The following is a 16,633-nucleotide window of genomic DNA, read 5'->3' as shown; positions in this document are numbered from 1 at the left end:
TAGCTGCTTCTCTTTCTAGTTTTGCTCAGCCAAAGCGACGGCTTCACCGATATCGACCGACACAATGCGAGAAACCCCGGGCTCTTGCATCGTGACGCCAACCAGCTGCTCAGCCATCTCCATGGAGACCTTATTATGACTGATGTAAACGAACTGTACTGTGCTCGACATCTCTTTGACAAGAGAACAGAAGCGACCGACGTTCACTTCATCGAGCGGTGCATCCACCTCATCCAGCAGACAAAAAGGTGCTGGGTTGAGTCTGAAGATGGCAAAAACCAGCGCAAGCGCGGTTAACGCCTTCTCCCCCCCGGAAAGCAGGGCAATGGTAGCATTCTTCTTACCCGGAGGTCTCGCCATGATGCTCACTCCGGCCTCCAAAAGATCATCGGAGGTCAACTCAAGCCAGGCACTGCCCCCACCGAACACTTTTGGAAACAGGGATTTTAAATCTTCGTTGACCTTATCGAAAGTGTCCCGGAACCGTATTTGTGTCTCTTTATCAATTCTTTTAATGGCTTGGCTCAAGGTTTCCAGTGCTTGCTCGAGATCCTGACACTGATTTTCGAGATAGGTTGACCGGGTTTTCGCCTCTTCATACTCCTCCAGCGCCGCCAGGTTGATGGCGCCAAGCGCTTCCACTTGCGCCTCCAGGGTCTGGATCTCCTGGCGCAGCTTGCTGCGATCTGCGGCGATCAGCACCGCCTGATCGAGATCCACCAGTCTCACCCCCAGCTCTTCGAACTGCTCGTGCAGTCCCTGTCGACGGGTGAGGTTGCGTTCGCGCTCAAGGCGCAGGGTTGCCAGCTTCTCCTGCAATACGACCAGCTGCTTGTGATCGGCACTTCTGGCCTGATCCAGCTCGCTCAATTGGCGCTCCAGCTCGGTCAGCCGTTGATGGCAGGCGAGTTGCTGCGCCTCCAGATTGCGCTGCTCGGCCAGCAGGGGCGCCAGATCCGGCACCGCCTCGCTATCCGGCCCTTTCAGCCCGGCCAGCTCCAGTCCGAGCCTCGCCAGTTCCTCTTCACCCAGAGTAATGAGTTGGCGCAGATTGCCCAGCTCCAGTTGCAAACGCTGGCAGGCTGCTTGCTGCTGCTCGCGGCGCACACGGGCCTCGTCGACCGCCCGCTCGCAGCGGGTCAGCTGATCCTGAGCGACCTGCAGCGCTTGTGTCAGCGGCTCCCCCTGCTCCTGCAACTCGGCAAGGCGCGCCTCATCGAGCTCCAGTTGCTCACGGGCGCTGGCCAGCCGCTGTGCCTCTTCGGCCTGCTCCTGATCGAGCCGGATCAGCTCTTCGCCGAGCTGACCGAGCCGCTGCAACCGCTCCTGGCGCTGACCCTGTTGCAGGATCCAGGCTTCGCGCAGTTGTTGCCATTTCTGCTCTTGCTCGCGCAAGGTTCGCTGCGACAACTCCTGCGCACTGGCAAGCTGGGCACGCCGGGCATCGGCAGCCACAAGTTGCTCACTCAGCTGCGCCAGCCCCGCGGCAACCTTCTCCTGCTCGGTATGCAACCGCTCACGCTCACCGAGCAGCGCCATGGTGCCAAGCGCCGCGCCCTGCCCCAGATCTGCCCAGTTTGGCCCCAGCCAGTCGCCAGCAGGAGTCAGTACCGACTCACCGGCCGCAAGGCTTGGCTGGCGGGCCAATGCCGCCTCCCGGCTCTCCACCAGCCAGATGGCATTGAGAAAGGCGGGAATGTGCTCGCCGCCCAGTTGCGCCGCCAGGGTACCGGCAACCGCCGGTTGCGCCGGGCCAATCCAGAGTCCCTCTTGCGCCAGATTGCACTCGTCCGCCGGGGTCGCGATGAGCCAGCGGCCGAGCACTTTATCGAGCGCCGTTGCCCACTCGGGGGCAACCTGCAGCCGATCGGCCAGGGTCGCCCCTTTCATCTGCTCCCCGAGGATCTGATCCAGGGTCGCCAGCCGCGCCTCCAACTCCCGCTGCAGGCTCAGCTGCTGGCCATGCTGCTGCTTGAGTTGTTCATGGGCATCGACTGCCTGCGCCAGCTGCTCGGTCAGCTCGCCAGTGGCGGCCCGCGTCAGCTCCAGCTGACCGCTCAAATCATCGAGGGCCGGTTGCAGATCGTCGGCCTCTGCGCCGAGGGGGCCCGCTCGCTCATCTTCCAGCTTGAGACGGGCCAGCCGGGTCTTGGCTTGCAGCTCCTGCAGGCCACCCAAGCGGGTGCGGGTCTGGTTGAGCTGCCCCTGCAACCCGGCCAACTGTTGTTGCCACTGCTGCTGGCGCAGGCGAGCCTGCTCCAGCCCCTCGCTGGCCTGCTGGCGGGCCTCCTGCTGCTCGGTGAGCAACTGCTCACACTGCTCCAGCCGGGCGCTCTCCTGCTCGGCGCGCAATACCCCTTCGGCCAGCTGATCCTGCTGGCTGGCAAGCTGCGCCTTGCGGGTAGCGATCCGCTCGCCCAGCGCCTGAGCACGGGCCTGCCAGTCACGCCCCAGTTCACTCTGGTGCAGCTGTTGCTGTTCGAGGCGGGCGATGGCCTGGCCGCCGAGAAAAATCTGTTGCTGGCGGCTCGCCTGCTCGGCTTGCGCCTCTTGTCTGGCGACCGACAGGGTGACGTGGCGCCCCTCATCGGCGGTGCGCTTGGCATCGAGCGCCGCCAGCGCCTGCTCGGCCTGCGCCAGTTCGGTTTTGGCCTCGCCAAGGCGCGTCTCCAGCGCCCACAACTCGGAGCCAATCAGCTCGGCGCGGGCGGCGCGCGAACGACTCTTGAGCTGTTTGTAGCGCTCGGCGGTCTCGGCCTGGGCTTTGAGGTGGTCAAGGCGCGAGCCCAGCTCGCCGCGAATATCGCCGAGCCGCTCCAGGTTCTCCAGGGTGTGGCGAATGCGCTGCTCGGTCTCGCGGCGCCGCTCCTTGTAACGGGAGACCCCGGCCGCTTCTTCCATAAAGAGTTTGAGGTCGGCCGGGCGTGACTCCACCAGTCGGCTGACGGTGCCCTGCTCGATGATGGCGTAGCTGCGGGGGCCAAGGCCGGTGCCGAGGAAGAGGTCGGTGACATCCTTGCGGCGGCACTTCTGGCCGTTGATTTGATAGTGGTTGGTGCCGTCACGCAGCACTTCGCGGCGCACCGAGATCTCGGTAAAGCGGCCGAACTCGCCGGGCACCCGGTTGTGGGGATTGTCGAACACCAGCTCGACCGAGGCGCGCCCGTGCGCACTGCGGTTAATGGAGCCGTTGAAGATGACATCGGTCATGTTCTCGCCGCGCAGATGGCGGGCGGAGCTCTCCCCCAGCACCCAGCGCACCGCATCGATGACGTTGGATTTGCCACAGCCATTGGGGCCCACCACGGCAGTCATGTCAGCCGACAGTTCGATGCGGGTCGGCTCGACGAACGACTTGAAGCCGGCGAGTTTGATCAGTTTCAGACGCATGGCGACCTGTATCAGTGGCTAAATAAAGAGGAGGCGGGCAGGGGATTTTACCAAATCCAGACCCGGCTTTGTTTGTAATATGCAGGCATCATCCCCATCCAATGCCCGATTTTCAGTCGCCACGGCACGAAATAAGGAATAGTCGGCGACTTTACCAAATCAAAGGCTTGTTTGTAATATGCTGGCAGTTCTCCCATGCATAGATGGAGCTCACATGAGCCAATCACCCCATATGGTCAAAGATTCAATCAGCGGTGCAGACTACTTCCTGCGCGGGTTTTCCCTTATTCGCCAACCGGGCATCCGCACCTTTGTGCTGATCCCCCTGCTGGTCAACTTCGTGCTGTTCGCCGGGGCCTTCTACGCCCTGCTGCTGCAGCTCGACGGCCTGTTCGCCTGGCTCCATCAGCAGATCCCCGCCTGGCTCGACTGGCTGGATTACCTGCTGTGGCCCATCGCCCTCATCACCATCCTGGTGGTGTTCTCCTTTATCTTCAGCTCGGTCGCCAACTGGGTAGCCGCCCCCTTCAACGGCCTGCTGGCGGAGAAAGTAGAGCAGATCCTCACCGGCCAACCCGCCAATGACAGCGGCATGCTGGATATCGTCAAGGATGTGCCGCGCACCTTCGGCCGCGAATGGACCAAGCTGAAGTATTACCTGCCCAAGGCCATCGGCTGCCTGATCCTGTTCCTGATCCCGGTGGTGGGCCAGACCCTGGCGCCGGTGCTCTGGTTCCTGTTCAGCGCCTGGATGATGGCGATCCAGTACATCGACTATCCGTTCGACAACCACAAGATAAGCTTCATCACCATGCGCGATGCCTTGAAGCAGCGCCGTGGCAAGTGCCTGAGCTTCGGCGCCCTGGTCACCCTCTTCTCCGCCATTCCGGTGGTGAACCTCTTTGTGATGCCGGTTGCCATCTGTGGCGCCACCGCCATGTGGGTCGATCACTACCGGCAGCAGCAGTTAGGCCGCTAATCCTTGAACATTGATTAGAAAAAGGCACCCGAAACGGTGCCTTTTTCGCATTTAGCATGAATTAAATTAATGCATGTATTCGAACGCTTGTCCCATATGACACGAGTTGGTAGGATGCGTGCCTTTCTCGTTCCCTGGGATATCTCATGTTACATGCACTCTTCTTGGTGGGCCTGGTGGCCGAAGGGATGACCGGCGCGCTGGCCGCGGGTCGGCGACGGATGGATCTGTTTGGGGTGGTGATCATCGCCTCGGCGACGGCCATCGGTGGCGGTACCATTCGCGATGTGCTGCTGGGCCACTATCCGCTGCTCTGGATTGAGCATCCGGAATATGTGCTGCTGGTTGCCGCCGCTGCGATGGCGGGGGTGGTTTCCGCCCCCCTGATGCGCTATCTCGGCAAGCTGTTCATGGCGCTCGATGCGCTGGGGCTAGTGGTCTTCTCCATCTTCGGCGCGGCTCGTGCGCTGGATATGGGCCACGGTGCCGGTATTGCCTGCATCATGGCAGTGGTGACGGGGGCCTTCGGCGGCGTCCTGCGGGATCTGCTCTGCCAGCGCATTCCGCTGGTGTTTCGCCGCGAGCTCTATGCCGCCATTTCGCTGATCACCGCCGCGCTCTACTGTCTGGCACTGGATCAGGGCCTGCCCAACGACTGGGCGGCTTTCGGCGCCATCGGCATCGGCTTTGTGCTGCGGCTGCTGGCGGTTCGCTTCAAGTGGGGATTGCCCACCTTCAACTACCAGTACGCCACCCACTGAGTACGCCAGCTTCTGGCGAGGCAGGTTGGATTGCGAGCAACAAAAAAGCGCCCGAGCGGCGCTTTTTTCATGGACGGTCTGCAACTCAGTTAATCCCTTCCGAGCTGAAGAAGGTCGCCTTGTCGGCGATAAAGCGGATCTTGATGTTCTTCCCTTCCCCGCCCCAGAGGCAGCTGGTAGTGCCCAAGGCATCATCACAACGCTCCGCCTTGCCCAGAATGGTGCTGGCCTCGGCGTAACTCATCCCCATCTTCAACTGGTCGTAATTTTCACGGTTGAGCTTGCTGCAACCGGTCAACAACAGGGCGATCAGGCCGCCAATCACTATCTTTTTCATCGCTATCTCCTCACTGGTGGGAAGAGCTTGGCAGCTTGCCAACCCCTTTACCAGCTGCGAACCGGGCCAGTATCGAGGTGAACGAAGTTGTCACGGGGATAGTAGCCGACGCCACCCACCTTGAGATTGAGGGCCGCCTTGCGCAGATGAGCCAGCTGTACGCCGGGGATCCGCACATCCACCGCCTGCCCCAGGGTGTGGTAGCTGTGCTTGGCCACGCCGCGGCTCTTGTGACGCTTCTGGCGATTGGTGGCCGGAGCGCGATAGCCGGAGATCAGCTGAATTTCGCTGCGCCGACCCAGCTTGTGCTGCAACAGGAACAGCTGATCAAACAGCTTCTTGTCGATGTTGAACACTTCATTGCGCCGGTAATCGCGGAAGATGTGGTTGAGCTCGGCCAATCCGTCGCTCAGATAGTGGCCGTTCTCCCAATAGCTGGCGCGCACCCGCTCGCCGGTATTGAGATTGAAGAAACTGAGTTCACGCCCGGTGGTACTGCGGCTTGCCAGTGCAGGGAAGGAGATCAGCGAGCTGCCCAGCAGGCAACCGGCTCCCAACAACAGGCGACGTCGACTTATCTCTTGTTCCAGCATAAGGGGTTCGTCCATCGCAGATTCAAGCGAAAAGGTGAATAAGCTCACTGAGTGAATGTCATACAGGCGCTTGAAACTACCCTCCGGCGGGGGGCCCTGTCAAACCTCAATCGCCCATAGAAAAGCCCGGCACAGGCCGGGCTTTTCACTCTGTGGCTGGGATCACAGCAGGCGGCTCTGGAAGCTGACCCGATCAAATCCGTAGATATCGTTGCGCAGTTGCTGGCGACCATTTTCGTCGATCCAGCTGCTCCAGTAGACGGTAAAGACCGGGATCGGCGTGGTGAGCGGCAACCATTTGGTCTGGCTCTCCTTGAGGATATTGGCCACCTTGTCCGGCTGATAGCGGGAATCGGCCAGCAACAGCTCGGCCAGATCGTCCGCATGTTCCACCCGGATGCAGCCCGAACTGAAGGCGCGCGCCCCCTGCTCGAACAGCGCCTTGCGCGGGGTGGAGTGCAGATAGATAGCGTCATTGTTGGGCAGGTAGAACTTGTAGCGCCCCAGGGCATTGTGATCACCCGGTTTTTGCCGCAGGCGATAGGGGAAACCGGCAGCCAGCGCCTGATGCCACCCCTCTTCGGTGAACTGCACCGGGTTGCCCTCGCTGTCGATCACCTCGAACTGCTCGCGATTGAGATAGGCAGGATCACGGCCCAGCTTGGGCAGAATGTCCTTGCTCAGGATCGAGCGCGGCACATGCCAGGAGGGGTTGAGCACGATGGAGCGAATTTCGCTGGCCAGAATGGGAGTGGCCCGCTGCTCCTTGCCGACGATGACCCGGCTGGTGAACACCTCGTTGCCGGACTCCACCACGCTCAGGCGGTAGTCGGGAATATTGACCAGCACGTAGCGGCCAGCGGCAAGCTGATCCACCAGATCACGACGCCACAGGTTGCGCAGCAGCAGGCTGGCGCGCACTTGCGGGCCGGTATTGAGCCAGGAACGGGTCTGACGGCCGATGATGCCATCAGCGGTGAGGCCGTGACGACGCTGGAACTGTTTGATGGCCTGCTCGGTATCGCCATCGTAAATCAGATCACCATGGCTCGGGGCACTGTCGCCCAGCTCGTTGAGCATGGCGCGGATCTGGCCAAGCTCGGCGGCGCTCTCTCCGGCCCGCAGGGTCGGCATATCAAGGGTCGGCCACTTGCTGGCCATCGGCATCGCCAGCAGCTTGTGCACTTTGGCCCGCACCGCCTCGTATTCCGCCACCTGGGGGCGCAGGGATTTCACCTGGGTGAGCAGGTCACCACTGCCGGGCTTGGTCACCACAGGGCGATTCAAATCGAGCTTGAGGGTCTTCATCTGCTCGCGAGAGACCAGATCCATCCCCCGCCAGGCATGCTGGAAACGGCTCAGCTTGGCAAAAATGTCATCATAGATGGCGCCACGCTTGGCGGCAGGGGCGGCCTGCAGGCGCTTCCACAAGGTGAAAAAATCGGGGTGCAGCTGAGCCAGCACAGCCTCTTGCAACTGCTGCTCCAGCTCGACACGGGCCTGTTCGGCCCGACGGCCCTGATACCAGTCATGCCCGGTTTCACTGGCCGCCACCACTACTTGTGCTTCGGTCGCATGTACCGCGCCGGCGGGCAAACATCCCAGCCACACCAGATTGGCAAGAGCCAGCCAATACTTCATCCCCATGAATACCTCAAAACGGTTTGTTCACTCTGTCAGGCCTGACCGGCAGACCCGATGCTCAGGCCGCTCATGATGCGTGAACGGCCAATACTTTGCTAGCGCCCGGGGCCATAACGTTGCCAGATAATGTCATAGGCATCCGTCTCCTTGAACGCGGCTAACCTCTGGTTGAATTGTTGCAAGAACTGCGGCGAAAAACTGCGCTTGCTAAACATGAAAAAGCTCGGCGATTCATACACCACCATGGGATGAGCAACAAACTGACTACTCAGCCCCTCCTTGTTAAGGGCGCTGGGTGTCGCCAGCATGTCGCCAAGGAAACCGTCGATGCGCCCGCGGGCCAGCTTCTCGTAATTCTGCTTGTCGCTCACCGCGCTCACCTGCTTGGCATAACGGCCGAGCAGCGACATTACCTCATCCCCATAAAAGTACTCTTTGGTGACGCCGAGGGAGTACCCCTTGGCCAGCCAGCTCGCCAGATCCTGCTCGGGATAGTGGCTGCCCTTGCTGACCCACAGCAAGGTGCGTCCCGGGTTATAGGCGTCGGAAAACCAGGCATAACGGGCGCGCTCATCGTTGATGTTCGCCTCCATTGCCATATCTATCTCGCCGAACGCCATCTCGTGCAGTACCCGCTTCCAGGGCAGCTCCACATAGTTGACCTTGCAATGCATGGCGGTGAGCACGGCCGTCAGCACCTCGACGGCATAACCGCGCACCTGTTGCGGTGAGTCGGACTCATAGTAATGGTAGGGGGGCCAGTTATCGTAACCGACCTGAATGGGCTCGGGGCAAAGCGCCTTGGCAAAGGCCATTGGCGCCCATAATCCAAACAGCAGAGAGAGCGAGAGCCACTTCATAGGTCATCCTTGACGAAAAGGTGAGTCATCATAAATCGCCCCCTGCAAAATGGCGATAGAGGCCAGCTGACTATCGCATCCGCTAGAAAATGACGCAGCAAAGCATCTCTATCTGCCAAACGCCCTGCCGGAGCGCCCTTTGCCACTGGCGACTTGCGCCCCGCCAGCCTTGTTTGACCAGCAAACAGCAACGTTTGGAACAGGGGGAAAAAAGGGTTAATATGTGACCAAATATTTTTTTGTGATCCACTATGCTTTTTTTGCAATTGGATTAGCATATGCGCGACATCGGCCTACCAATTCTGTCAGGCGTAGAGAGTGATATGACGTACAAAAAGTTCGGTTTTTTGACTGCCATTCTGGCGTTAAGCGGTTTTTATCTTTACACCCTCTATCTGGCTGCTCACCCCAACGTGAGCCTGGCCTACAAACTCTATTATCTGGAAGGCAAAACCCGCTTCTGGGAACACAACTCCAGCATGACCTATCAGCCGGGTAACGAGCTCAATCTGACCAAGCCTAGCCGCTTCCTCTCCAGCGAAGGCTGGGCCAAGAAGCCGAGCGATGAAGGCACCCTGCTCAGCGGTCAGGGCGGTCTCTACTTCGTGCTGCCCAAACAGGCGGCCAATCCGGATCAGCTCACCGTACACGCCCGCATCAACAGCCCGCAAGCCGGAGCCCTGTTGAAGGTGGCGCTGGGTCACGACTTCACCACCACGGTGAAACTGGCCAAGGCGGGTATCAACGAAATCCGTCTCAGTCTGCCCGGTGACTCGCTCACGGCAGACCCCAAGCACCCCAATTTTCTGGCGCTCTCGGCCCCGACCCCGATCAATGTGCAGTCGGTACGTTTGACCGTAGCCCAATGATCCTTGCCCCGAATACCATTTTATAAAAACAACTATCCCAAATAAGGACGTTCTTATGTCGCATCCAGATTTTCGACTCTCTCTGGTCGTTCCCGTTTACAACGAGGAAGAGAGCATCGATGCCTTCATCAACGCGATAGACAACGAACTGGCCCCGCTGAAAGACCAGCTTGAAATTGTATTCGTCAACGATGGCAGCCGTGACCGCACCCGTGAAGTGGTTGAGCAGGCCATCGCCCGCGACCCGCGCGTGACCTTGGTCAACCTGGCACGCAACTTCGGTAAAGAAGCCGCCCTGACCGCCGGTCTACATCAGGCCAAAGGGGACGCCATCGTGCCGATGGACGTGGATCTGCAAGATCCCCCCGCCCTGATCCTGGAATTCGTCAAACTGTGGCAGACCGGTGACTATGACACCGTCTACGGCATCCGTGTCGATCGCAGCGCCGATACCCCGATGAAACGCGTGACGGCCGGTGGCTTCTACCGCTTCTTCAACGCCCTCTCCACCAGCACCAAGCTGCCGGAGAACGCCGGTGACTTCCGCCTGATCGACCGTCGCGTGGTCGAAGCGATCAAGCTGCTGCCGGAGCGCAACCGCTTCATGAAGGGTCTGTTTGCCTGGGCCGGTTTCCGTGCCGTTGGCGTCCCCTACGAGCGCCCGGCCCGTCACGCCGGTGAAACCAAGTTCAACTACTGGAAACTGTGGAACTTCGCCCTCGACGGTCTGCTCAGCTTCTCCAGCTGGCCGCTGCGGGTCTGGAGCTATGTGGGTGTCGGCGTCTCCTTCGTCGCCTTCCTGTATATCCTCAAGATCGTGACCCAGGTGGTCTTCTTCGGCATCGACGTGCCCGGTTACGCCTCCCTGATGTCCGTGGTGCTGTTCCTCGGCGGTATCCAGCTGTTGTCGCTCGGCATCATCGGCGAGTACATCGGCCGCATGTTCGTGGAAGTGAAACAGCGTCCGGTCTACCTCATTGAAGGGGTCTATGGCCAGTATGCCAAGCAGGATGCGGCCAAACCGCAGAACGCTGAAAGCAATCCCCAAGAGCAGCAGGAGCAAGCGCCGCAATGATCTCCCGCGAGGAATTCTGGCGGCTGGTACGTTTCGGTTTTGTCGGCGGGGGGGCCACCCTCGTCGACCTTGGCACCTCCATCGCACTGTTTCATACCTGGCCAACCATCTCGGAGCACCTGGTTACCACGCTGGCCTTTGCCATCGCGTTCTGGTTCTCCTTCTTTGGTCACCGCTACATCACCTTCCAGAAGCAGGGAGCCGCCAGCAAGTTTCTGCTGGTCGCCCTCTTCTCGCTGGCGGTGCGTAACCTGATCCTGAGCGGCCTGCTGTTTGCGGGGCTCTCCGGTCTGCTGCCGGTGGTCATCGCCACCCTGACCGTTACCGTCCTCACTTACGTTCTCTCTCGCGTCTGGGTTTTTGCCTGATGAATGATATGACCAATACTGCCCCGCTCACCGGGGCTGCACAGCCCTATCGCCCGTCACTGCGCATCAGTGGCCGTGACTGGCTGATGATCATCGCCGCCTTCATGCTGAGTCGGATAGCGCTGTATGGCATGGGCTACTTCGGTGTCCAGCTCTATGGCTCCCCCGATATCGGCCCGCTGCAGGCCTATTGCCAGTTCGACTGCGTCTGGTTCCAGCGCATCATCGAAAACGGCTACGACCTCTACCCGCGCTGGTTGAGCAAGGGCAATGCGGCCAACTGGGCCTTTATGCCGCTCTACCCGATGGTCTCCGGTGCCATCTCCAACCTGTTCAATGTCGAGAGCCTGATCGGCCTCATCATTGTGGCCAACGCCTCCTTCTTCGCCAGCCTGCCGCTGATGCTGCTGGTGCTGCGTCAGCTCAAGCTGGGTGACGATACCGCCCGCTTCGGCGTCTGGCTGCTCGCCTTCTCCCCTTTCTCTGCCTATTTCGTCTCCGGTTATACCGAGTCGACCTTTATGGCGCTGATGCTGGGGATGTTCCTGTTCGCCTATCGGGAACAGTGGCTGATGGTCGCCGTGCTGGGGGTTTGTATCTCCGGTACCCGCAACCTGGGGGTGATGATGGTGTTCCCGGTGCTGATCCTGGCACTGCAAGCCTATGGCTGGCGGGAGTTTTTCCGCTTCACCGAGCGCGCCTTCAAGGTGGTGTTCACCCTCTGGATGATCCCGTTCGGCCTGTTTGCCTACATGCTCTACCTCTATCATCTGACCGGTGATGCGATGGCCTTCAAGCACATTCAGGTGGCCTGGGGTCGCTATATGGACAGCCCGCTGGACTGGTGGCTGAGCGGTTTCGAGCTGGGCGGTCGCAAGGCTTACCTCTCCATCATGGTGATCTTCGGCTGGTGTCTGAACGGCTACCTGTTCAGCCAGAAGCGCTGGGCCGAGGCGACCCTGATGTTCATCTGCTGCACCATTCCGCTGATGACCGGCCTCAACGCCATGCCGCGCTACATGTTCGGACTCTACCCGACCCTGCTGGCCATCATTCTGCTGACTCATCGCTGGCCCGCCATCCGCCCGGCGGTGCTCTGCATCAGCGGCATGGTTGCCTCCTTCATCGCGGTGGCCTTCGTCAACTTCAAGTTCTTCACCGTCTGATGTGATGACGATGCCTGACACACCAAATGCCGGTCACCTGACCGGCATTTTTTATAGCCGCTATCTTTATCGACTGTGCGTCCCACCTCCTCCCCCATCACACTTTCCTCGGCTTGAAAACGTAACCATTTGAACTGATGTCACAAATCGGCATTTTGCCGATCCAAGGCGCGCTTTGCTGCTCCTAGAATGGGCCCTTGTCCGAACTGCCCTGCTCAAGGAATGGCTTATGCGTCGCGCTCCCAACTTATCCTCTCTCTGGCTTGCCCTGCTGGCCGCCCCTCTGTTCACCCCACAGGCGATGGCCGCCCCCGAGGTTCACCTCTATGTGGATGGTCAGCCGATAGCGACCCCGATCGCGCTGGACAAGGGCACGGTGGAGCTGACCCATCCCCTTGCCAAGGGGAGCCACCAGATCCGCATCAGCGACGCAGGCAACAGTTGCGGCACCAGCTTTGGCCCGAGCGAGAGCAAGCCACTCCCCTTCGGCACCGCCCAGCCGATGGAAAAATGCAGCAAGGAGCAGAGCTTTACCCTGCGAGTAATGCTGGCAGGGGAGTATCAGTTCACCTTCAACCCGGATACCCCCAGCCTCAAGGTGCTGCGGGCGACCAAAAAGAGCGAGTTCAAACGCCAGCCACCACAAGAACCCTGCATCAGCTGGGATGGCGGCCCGGTCACGGTATCCCTGCAAGGGGTCTGGCCCGACGGCACCCGACTGCGGGATGCTTACTCGAAACAGGAGGCTGTGGTCAAACAGGGCAAGCTCACTCTGACCCCGAGCAAGGAGAGCGGCGGCCTGCTGCTGCTCGAACCGGTCAAGGCAACCAAACCAGCGCCGTTCAGCTGGGATCAGGCGAGCGTCTACTTCCTGCTGACCGACCGCTTCCACAACGGCGATCCCGCCAATGATCACAGCTTCGGCCGCCAGAAGGATGGTCAGGACGAGGTGGCCACCTGGCACGGCGGCGACTTCAAGGGGCTGACCGCCAAGCTCGACTACATCAAGAGCCTCGGCATGAACGCCATCTGGATCACCCCCATGGTGGAGCAGGTACACGGCTTTATCGGCGGTGGTGAGCAGGGCAACTTCCCCTTCTACGCCTACCACGGCTACTGGGCACTGGATTTCACCAAGATCGATCCCAACTATGGCGATGAAGAGAGCCTGAAAACTCTGGTGGACGAGGCCCACAAGCGCGGCATGCGGATCATCCTCGACGTGGTGATGAACCATGCCGGTTACGCTACCCTCGCCGACTTGCAGGATCTGGGGCTCACCGAGCTGACCCAGAACAGCGGCAAGCTGCCGGCCGTCTGGAACCAGTGGCGCCCGAGCGGCGGCCTCAACTGGCATGGCTACAACCAGTTCATCGACTATCAATCGCCAGCGTGGAACAAGTGGTGGAGTGGTGACTGGGTGCGTGCCGGTCTGCCCGGCTACCCGCAGCCCGGCACCGACGATGTCACCGGCTCGGTGGCAGGGCTGCCGGACTTTCTCACTGAATCGACCAAACAGGTAGGGCTGCCGCCGCTGCTGGCGGCGAAAAAAGATACCAAGGCCAAGGCGTTGCCCGACGCTACCGTGAGCGACTACCTGATCGCCTGGCACACCGACTGGGTGCGCCGCTTTGGCATCGACGGTTTTCGAGCCGACACCGTCAAACATCTGGAGCCCGAGGTATGGGCCAAGCTCAAACAGGCGGGCACCACTGCGCTCAAGGAGTGGAAGGCCGCCAACCCGGACAAGGCCCTCGACGCTCTGCCCTTCTACATGGTGGGCGAGGTGTGGGATCACGGGGTCGCCAAGGATTTCTGGTATCAGAACGGCTTCGATTCGCTGATCAACTTCGACTATCAGCGCGAGTTTGCCCTGCCCCAGGCCCAGTGCATGGCGGGCGCCGAGCCCACCTATGCCAGCTACGCCAGCCGCATCAATCAGGATCCCGAGTTCAACGTGCTGAGCTATATCAGCTCCCACGACACCAAGTTGTTCTTCGGCGACTATCAGGATGTGCCGCTGCAACGCAGAGTCGCCAACAGCTTTATGCTGCTGCCGGGCGGCATCCAGCTCTACTACGGCGATGAGTCAGGCCGCGGGCTGGCCAAGGATGGTGGCGTGTTCGATCAGGCATTGCGCTCCGACATGAACTGGCAGGAGCTGGCCAGCGGAGACAAGGCTGAGCTGGTCACGCACTGGCAGCAACTGGGCCAGTTCCGCGCCGCCCATCCGGCAGTGGCTGCAGGCAGCCATCAGAAACTCTCGGATGCTCCCTACGCCTTCGTACGGGAGAAGGGGGATGACAAGGTAGTCGTGGTCTTTGCCGGTCGGCAGCAGTAACCCCGAAGCCACCTTCACCAGCAACAGAGAGGGGAGCCACTGGCTCCCCTCTCTCGTTTATCCATCTGCCATGCCTCACTGTGACTGGCGCGCCGCCACCGGCCACTGCAACCGCGCCTTGAGCAGGGTCTCCTGCCACAGGGGCCAAGCCAGCAGCGCCTGCTGATAGACTCCGGCCTGACCGGGCAACAGGATGCCGTAGCTGGCCAGCCGATAGGCCATCACCGCATAGAAGGCATCGACAATGCCCGCCTCGCCAAAGTAGAAGGGGCCCCGCGCCTGCGACCAGAGCTCCTGCAAACGGGCCAGCTCGCCGACCGCCTCCACCGGAGGATCGATACGGGTTGGCGCCCCAAGGAAAAAGGGGAGCAGAGAACGGATCTGCCGAAATCCGGCGTGCAGCTCGGCGCAGAGGCTGCGAGCCAGTGCCCGCTCAGCCAGTGACACCGGATAGAGCTGACGGTCGGGACAGAGCTCGTAAACATATTCGGCGATGGCCAGCGAGTCGTGAACCCGCACGCCATCGTGTTCGAGCCAGGGCACCAGACCGGCCGGTGCCAACCGCTTGAGTCGCGCCAGCGACTTGGCATCCTCCAGATCGAACACCTGCTCCTGCCACGTCAGCCCGCTCATGGCGAGCACCAGTGCCGCCCGCATCGCCCAGGTGGAGCCGGTGCCCACCGTCAATACCAAGGATCCCATCTCTTGCCTCCTGCATGAGTTGCCTGCGACCAATCGGTCTGCCCTGATGGCAACACATCCGATGGTCGCTTCACATTTGCGCACCGGCGGGTTTGACCCTCTTGGTGAGCGATGCTAGTTTGATTTTTCAAAACAATCAGTTAGCAACAATGTGAGCCATTAACCGAAATATGGACAGCCAATTTACCATCGTCATCGCAGATGACCACCCCCTGTTTCGGGGCGCCCTTTACCAAGCGGTGCACATGGCCATCAACGACGCTCAATTGCTGGAAGCGGACTCCATCGACAGCCTGACCAGCCTGCTCGGCGAGCACCCCGAGGTGGACCTGTTGCTGCTCGATCTCAAGATGCCCGGAGCCAATGGCTTCGAGGGGCTGGCCCACCTGCGCGGCCAGTATCCCGACCTGCCCATCGTGGTGGTCTCCGCCTCGGAAGATGCGGCCATCATCCAGCAGGTGCTGCGGCTCGGGGCGCTCGGCTTTATTCCCAAATCGGTGCCGATGAAGGAGCTGGTCAACGCCCTCAATACGGTGATCGGGGGAGATAACTGGGTGCCAGAAGGCATCTCGCTTCATCCCGAATCGGAAGATGGGCCCGATTTCGCCAGCAAGCTGGCCAGCCTCACCCCTCAGCAGTACAAGGTGCTGATCATGCTGCGTGATGGTAGCCTCAACAAACAGATCGCTTGGGAACTCAACGTCTCCGAAGCGACCATCAAGGCCCATATCACCGCCATCTTCCGCAAGCTCGGGGTCAAAAACCGCACTCAGGCGGTCATCGCCTTGCAACAGCTCGATATCAAGGAGAGCTGAAACCCGCGCGCAGCGAGACGACATAGCCAGTCATGCTGGCTATTTGTTGCTCGACAATTAGCACGATCGTACTTTATGCTGCCAGCGCCAACGAGGAGAGAGTGATGAGCAAGGGGCGCCTGACCCGGGAAAACATTTTGCAGACTGCCTTTGAGCAGGCGAGCCAGCAAGGGCTGGAGAGCCTGACCATAGGCTCGCTGGCCAGCGCCTGCGAGATGTCGAAAAGCGGCCTGTTTGCCCACTTTCAATCCCGCGACAATCTGCAGATCGCCGTGCTGGAGTACGCCGCCGAGGTGTTCCGGCTGCGGGTGATCCAGCCGGTGCGCCAGCAGGAGCACCAGAGCCAGCATGACAAGCTGATCGCCCTGCTGCGCGCCTGGCAGGCTTGGAACCACTGCTTCGCCGGTCGCTGCATGTTCCTCGACGCCTGGACCTCGGCGCAGGATGGCCATGAGCAAGAGAGCCAGGTGCAGCAAGCCGCCCGTCAGCTGGTGCGCTTCTGGCTCGACTATCTGGCCCGTCAGGTGGTGCAGGGTCAGGCCGCAGGCGAGTGGCGACAGGAGATGGATCCCTGGCGCGCCGTTTACCGCCTCTATGGCCTCTATCTGGCGGATCAGGTGTTCAACGACCTCGAACTGTGTCAGGATCCGGCCCGCCACTTCTGGCCCGAAGTGGACGCTCTGCTGAGCAGCTGGCGCTGATGTTTTGGCATCCGTTCAACACGACTTTTTAA

The 16,633-nt window shown here is 60.6% G+C and carries 15 protein-coding genes; 9 read left to right on the top strand and 6 right to left on the bottom strand.

The window, feature by feature from the left end; genetic code table 11:
• Nucleotides 1-15: 15 nt before the first annotated feature.
• Nucleotides 16-3,390 (bottom strand): AAA family ATPase, encoded by a 3,375-nt coding sequence (locus tag OKC40_RS02850; protein ID WP_270794046.1) that lies wholly within the window; start codon nt 3,388-3,390, stop codon nt 16-18.
• A gap of 214 nt (nt 3,391-3,604) precedes the next feature.
• On the opposite strand from OKC40_RS02850, the gene cysZ reads away from it, so the two are divergent.
• Together cysZ and OKC40_RS02840 are read left to right on the top strand one after the other, a co-directional pair.
• Nucleotides 3,605-4,369, top strand: coding sequence for a sulfate transporter CysZ (gene cysZ / locus OKC40_RS02845; RefSeq protein WP_042657995.1), 765 nt, complete (start codon nt 3,605-3,607; stop codon nt 4,367-4,369).
• A 146-nt stretch (nt 4,370-4,515) separates the two neighbouring features.
• On the top strand, nt 4,516-5,130 hold the full coding sequence (locus OKC40_RS02840; RefSeq protein WP_042058557.1) for a trimeric intracellular cation channel family protein: 615 nt from the start codon (nt 4,516-4,518) through the stop codon (nt 5,128-5,130).
• Between the two features lie 85 nt (nt 5,131-5,215).
• Here the strand turns inward: OKC40_RS02840 and OKC40_RS02835 are convergent, their stop codons facing one another.
• The 4 genes from OKC40_RS02835 to OKC40_RS02820 form a co-directional block, all read right to left on the bottom strand.
• Nucleotides 5,216-5,467: a lipoprotein gene (locus OKC40_RS02835; protein ID WP_005338457.1), complete on the bottom strand. Its 252-nt coding sequence runs from the start codon at nt 5,465-5,467 to the stop codon at nt 5,216-5,218.
• Between the two features lie 47 nt (nt 5,468-5,514).
• The gene (locus OKC40_RS02830; RefSeq protein ID WP_033136140.1) at nt 5,515-6,060 is read right to left on the bottom strand and encodes a DUF882 domain-containing protein; all 546 of its coding nucleotides are present in this window, start codon (nt 6,058-6,060) and stop codon (nt 5,515-5,517) included.
• Between the two features lie 162 nt (nt 6,061-6,222).
• Nucleotides 6,223-7,707, bottom strand: a complete 1,485-nt coding sequence (locus OKC40_RS02825) for a L,D-transpeptidase family protein (protein ID WP_182939107.1) — start codon at nt 7,705-7,707, stop codon at nt 6,223-6,225.
• 92 nt (nt 7,708-7,799) lie between these two features.
• Nucleotides 7,800-8,564, bottom strand: a complete 765-nt coding sequence (locus OKC40_RS02820; protein WP_270794045.1) for a substrate-binding periplasmic protein — start codon at nt 8,562-8,564, stop codon at nt 7,800-7,802.
• A 323-nt stretch (nt 8,565-8,887) separates the two neighbouring features.
• Between OKC40_RS02820 and OKC40_RS02815 the strand changes: the two genes are divergently transcribed.
• The 5 genes from OKC40_RS02815 to OKC40_RS02795 all read left to right on the top strand — a co-directional run bounded on the left by OKC40_RS02815 (nt 8,888) and on the right by OKC40_RS02795 (nt 14,383).
• A complete protein-coding gene (locus tag OKC40_RS02815) occupies nt 8,888-9,433 on the top strand; it encodes a hypothetical protein (RefSeq protein WP_042058565.1) in 546 nt (181 codons plus the stop codon).
• A gap of 55 nt (nt 9,434-9,488) precedes the next feature.
• A complete protein-coding gene (locus tag OKC40_RS02810; protein WP_042657992.1) occupies nt 9,489-10,508 on the top strand; it encodes a glycosyltransferase family 2 protein in 1,020 nt (339 codons plus the stop codon).
• A complete protein-coding gene (locus OKC40_RS02805) occupies nt 10,505-10,876 on the top strand; it encodes a GtrA family protein (RefSeq protein ID WP_005338463.1) in 372 nt (123 codons plus the stop codon). Before OKC40_RS02810 ends, OKC40_RS02805 begins: the two co-directional genes overlap by 4 nt.
• Nucleotides 10,876-12,042: a hypothetical protein gene (locus tag OKC40_RS02800; RefSeq protein ID WP_139708682.1), complete on the top strand. Its 1,167-nt coding sequence runs from the start codon at nt 10,876-10,878 to the stop codon at nt 12,040-12,042. Before OKC40_RS02805 ends, OKC40_RS02800 begins: the two co-directional genes overlap by 1 nt.
• A gap of 229 nt (nt 12,043-12,271) precedes the next feature.
• Nucleotides 12,272-14,383 carry an alpha-amylase gene (locus tag OKC40_RS02795; protein ID WP_270794044.1) on the top strand — a complete coding sequence of 704 codons (2,112 nt, stop codon included), beginning with the start codon at nt 12,272-12,274 and terminating at the stop codon, nt 14,381-14,383.
• A gap of 75 nt (nt 14,384-14,458) precedes the next feature.
• Here the strand turns inward: OKC40_RS02795 and OKC40_RS02790 are convergent, their stop codons facing one another.
• The gene (locus OKC40_RS02790; protein ID WP_270794043.1) at nt 14,459-15,085 is read right to left on the bottom strand and encodes a glutathione S-transferase; all 627 of its coding nucleotides are present in this window, start codon (nt 15,083-15,085) and stop codon (nt 14,459-14,461) included.
• 170 nt (nt 15,086-15,255) lie between these two features.
• Between OKC40_RS02790 and OKC40_RS02785 the strand changes: the two genes are divergently transcribed.
• Nucleotides 15,256-15,900 carry a response regulator gene (locus OKC40_RS02785; protein ID WP_005338467.1) on the top strand — a complete coding sequence of 215 codons (645 nt, stop codon included), beginning with the start codon at nt 15,256-15,258 and terminating at the stop codon, nt 15,898-15,900.
• A gap of 104 nt (nt 15,901-16,004) precedes the next feature.
• Complete coding sequence (locus OKC40_RS02780; RefSeq protein ID WP_058052753.1) at nt 16,005-16,601, top strand: TetR/AcrR family transcriptional regulator; 597 nt, start codon at nt 16,005-16,007, stop codon at nt 16,599-16,601.
• The last annotated feature ends 32 nt before the right edge of the window (nt 16,602-16,633 follow it).

The organism is Aeromonas sp. QDB11 (genome assembly GCF_027705265.1).
Taxonomy (GTDB): domain Bacteria; phylum Pseudomonadota; class Gammaproteobacteria; order Enterobacterales; family Aeromonadaceae; genus Aeromonas; species Aeromonas allosaccharophila.
Note: the sequence above shows the minus strand (reverse complement) of the source record. Positions and strands in the feature narration are given on the sequence as shown.

Bases quoted from the DNA above. Each gene is read 5' to 3' on its own strand.
- OKC40_RS02850 (WP_270794046.1), bottom strand. From the start codon at position 3,390: ATGCGTCTGAAACTGATCAAACTCGCCGGCTTCAAGTCGTTCGTCGAG.
- cysZ (WP_042657995.1), top strand. From the start codon at position 3,605: ATGAGCCAATCACCCCATATGGTCAAAGATTCAATCAGCGGTGCAGAC.
- OKC40_RS02840 (WP_042058557.1), top strand. From the start codon at position 4,516: ATGTTACATGCACTCTTCTTGGTGGGCCTGGTGGCCGAAGGGATGACC.
- OKC40_RS02835 (WP_005338457.1), bottom strand. From the start codon at position 5,467: ATGAAAAAGATAGTGATTGGCGGCCTGATCGCCCTGTTGTTGACCGGT.
- OKC40_RS02830 (WP_033136140.1), bottom strand. From the start codon at position 6,060: ATGCTGGAACAAGAGATAAGTCGACGTCGCCTGTTGTTGGGAGCCGGT.
- OKC40_RS02825 (WP_182939107.1), bottom strand. From the start codon at position 7,707: ATGGGGATGAAGTATTGGCTGGCTCTTGCCAATCTGGTGTGGCTGGGA.
- OKC40_RS02820 (WP_270794045.1), bottom strand. From the start codon at position 8,564: ATGAAGTGGCTCTCGCTCTCTCTGCTGTTTGGATTATGGGCGCCAATG.
- OKC40_RS02815 (WP_042058565.1), top strand. From the start codon at position 8,888: ATGACGTACAAAAAGTTCGGTTTTTTGACTGCCATTCTGGCGTTAAGC.
- OKC40_RS02810 (WP_042657992.1), top strand. From the start codon at position 9,489: ATGTCGCATCCAGATTTTCGACTCTCTCTGGTCGTTCCCGTTTACAAC.
- OKC40_RS02805 (WP_005338463.1), top strand. From the start codon at position 10,505: ATGATCTCCCGCGAGGAATTCTGGCGGCTGGTACGTTTCGGTTTTGTC.
- OKC40_RS02800 (WP_139708682.1), top strand. From the start codon at position 10,876: ATGAATGATATGACCAATACTGCCCCGCTCACCGGGGCTGCACAGCCC.
- OKC40_RS02795 (WP_270794044.1), top strand. From the start codon at position 12,272: ATGCGTCGCGCTCCCAACTTATCCTCTCTCTGGCTTGCCCTGCTGGCC.
- OKC40_RS02790 (WP_270794043.1), bottom strand. From the start codon at position 15,085: ATGGGATCCTTGGTATTGACGGTGGGCACCGGCTCCACCTGGGCGATG.
- OKC40_RS02785 (WP_005338467.1), top strand. From the start codon at position 15,256: ATGGACAGCCAATTTACCATCGTCATCGCAGATGACCACCCCCTGTTT.
- OKC40_RS02780 (WP_058052753.1), top strand. From the start codon at position 16,005: ATGAGCAAGGGGCGCCTGACCCGGGAAAACATTTTGCAGACTGCCTTT.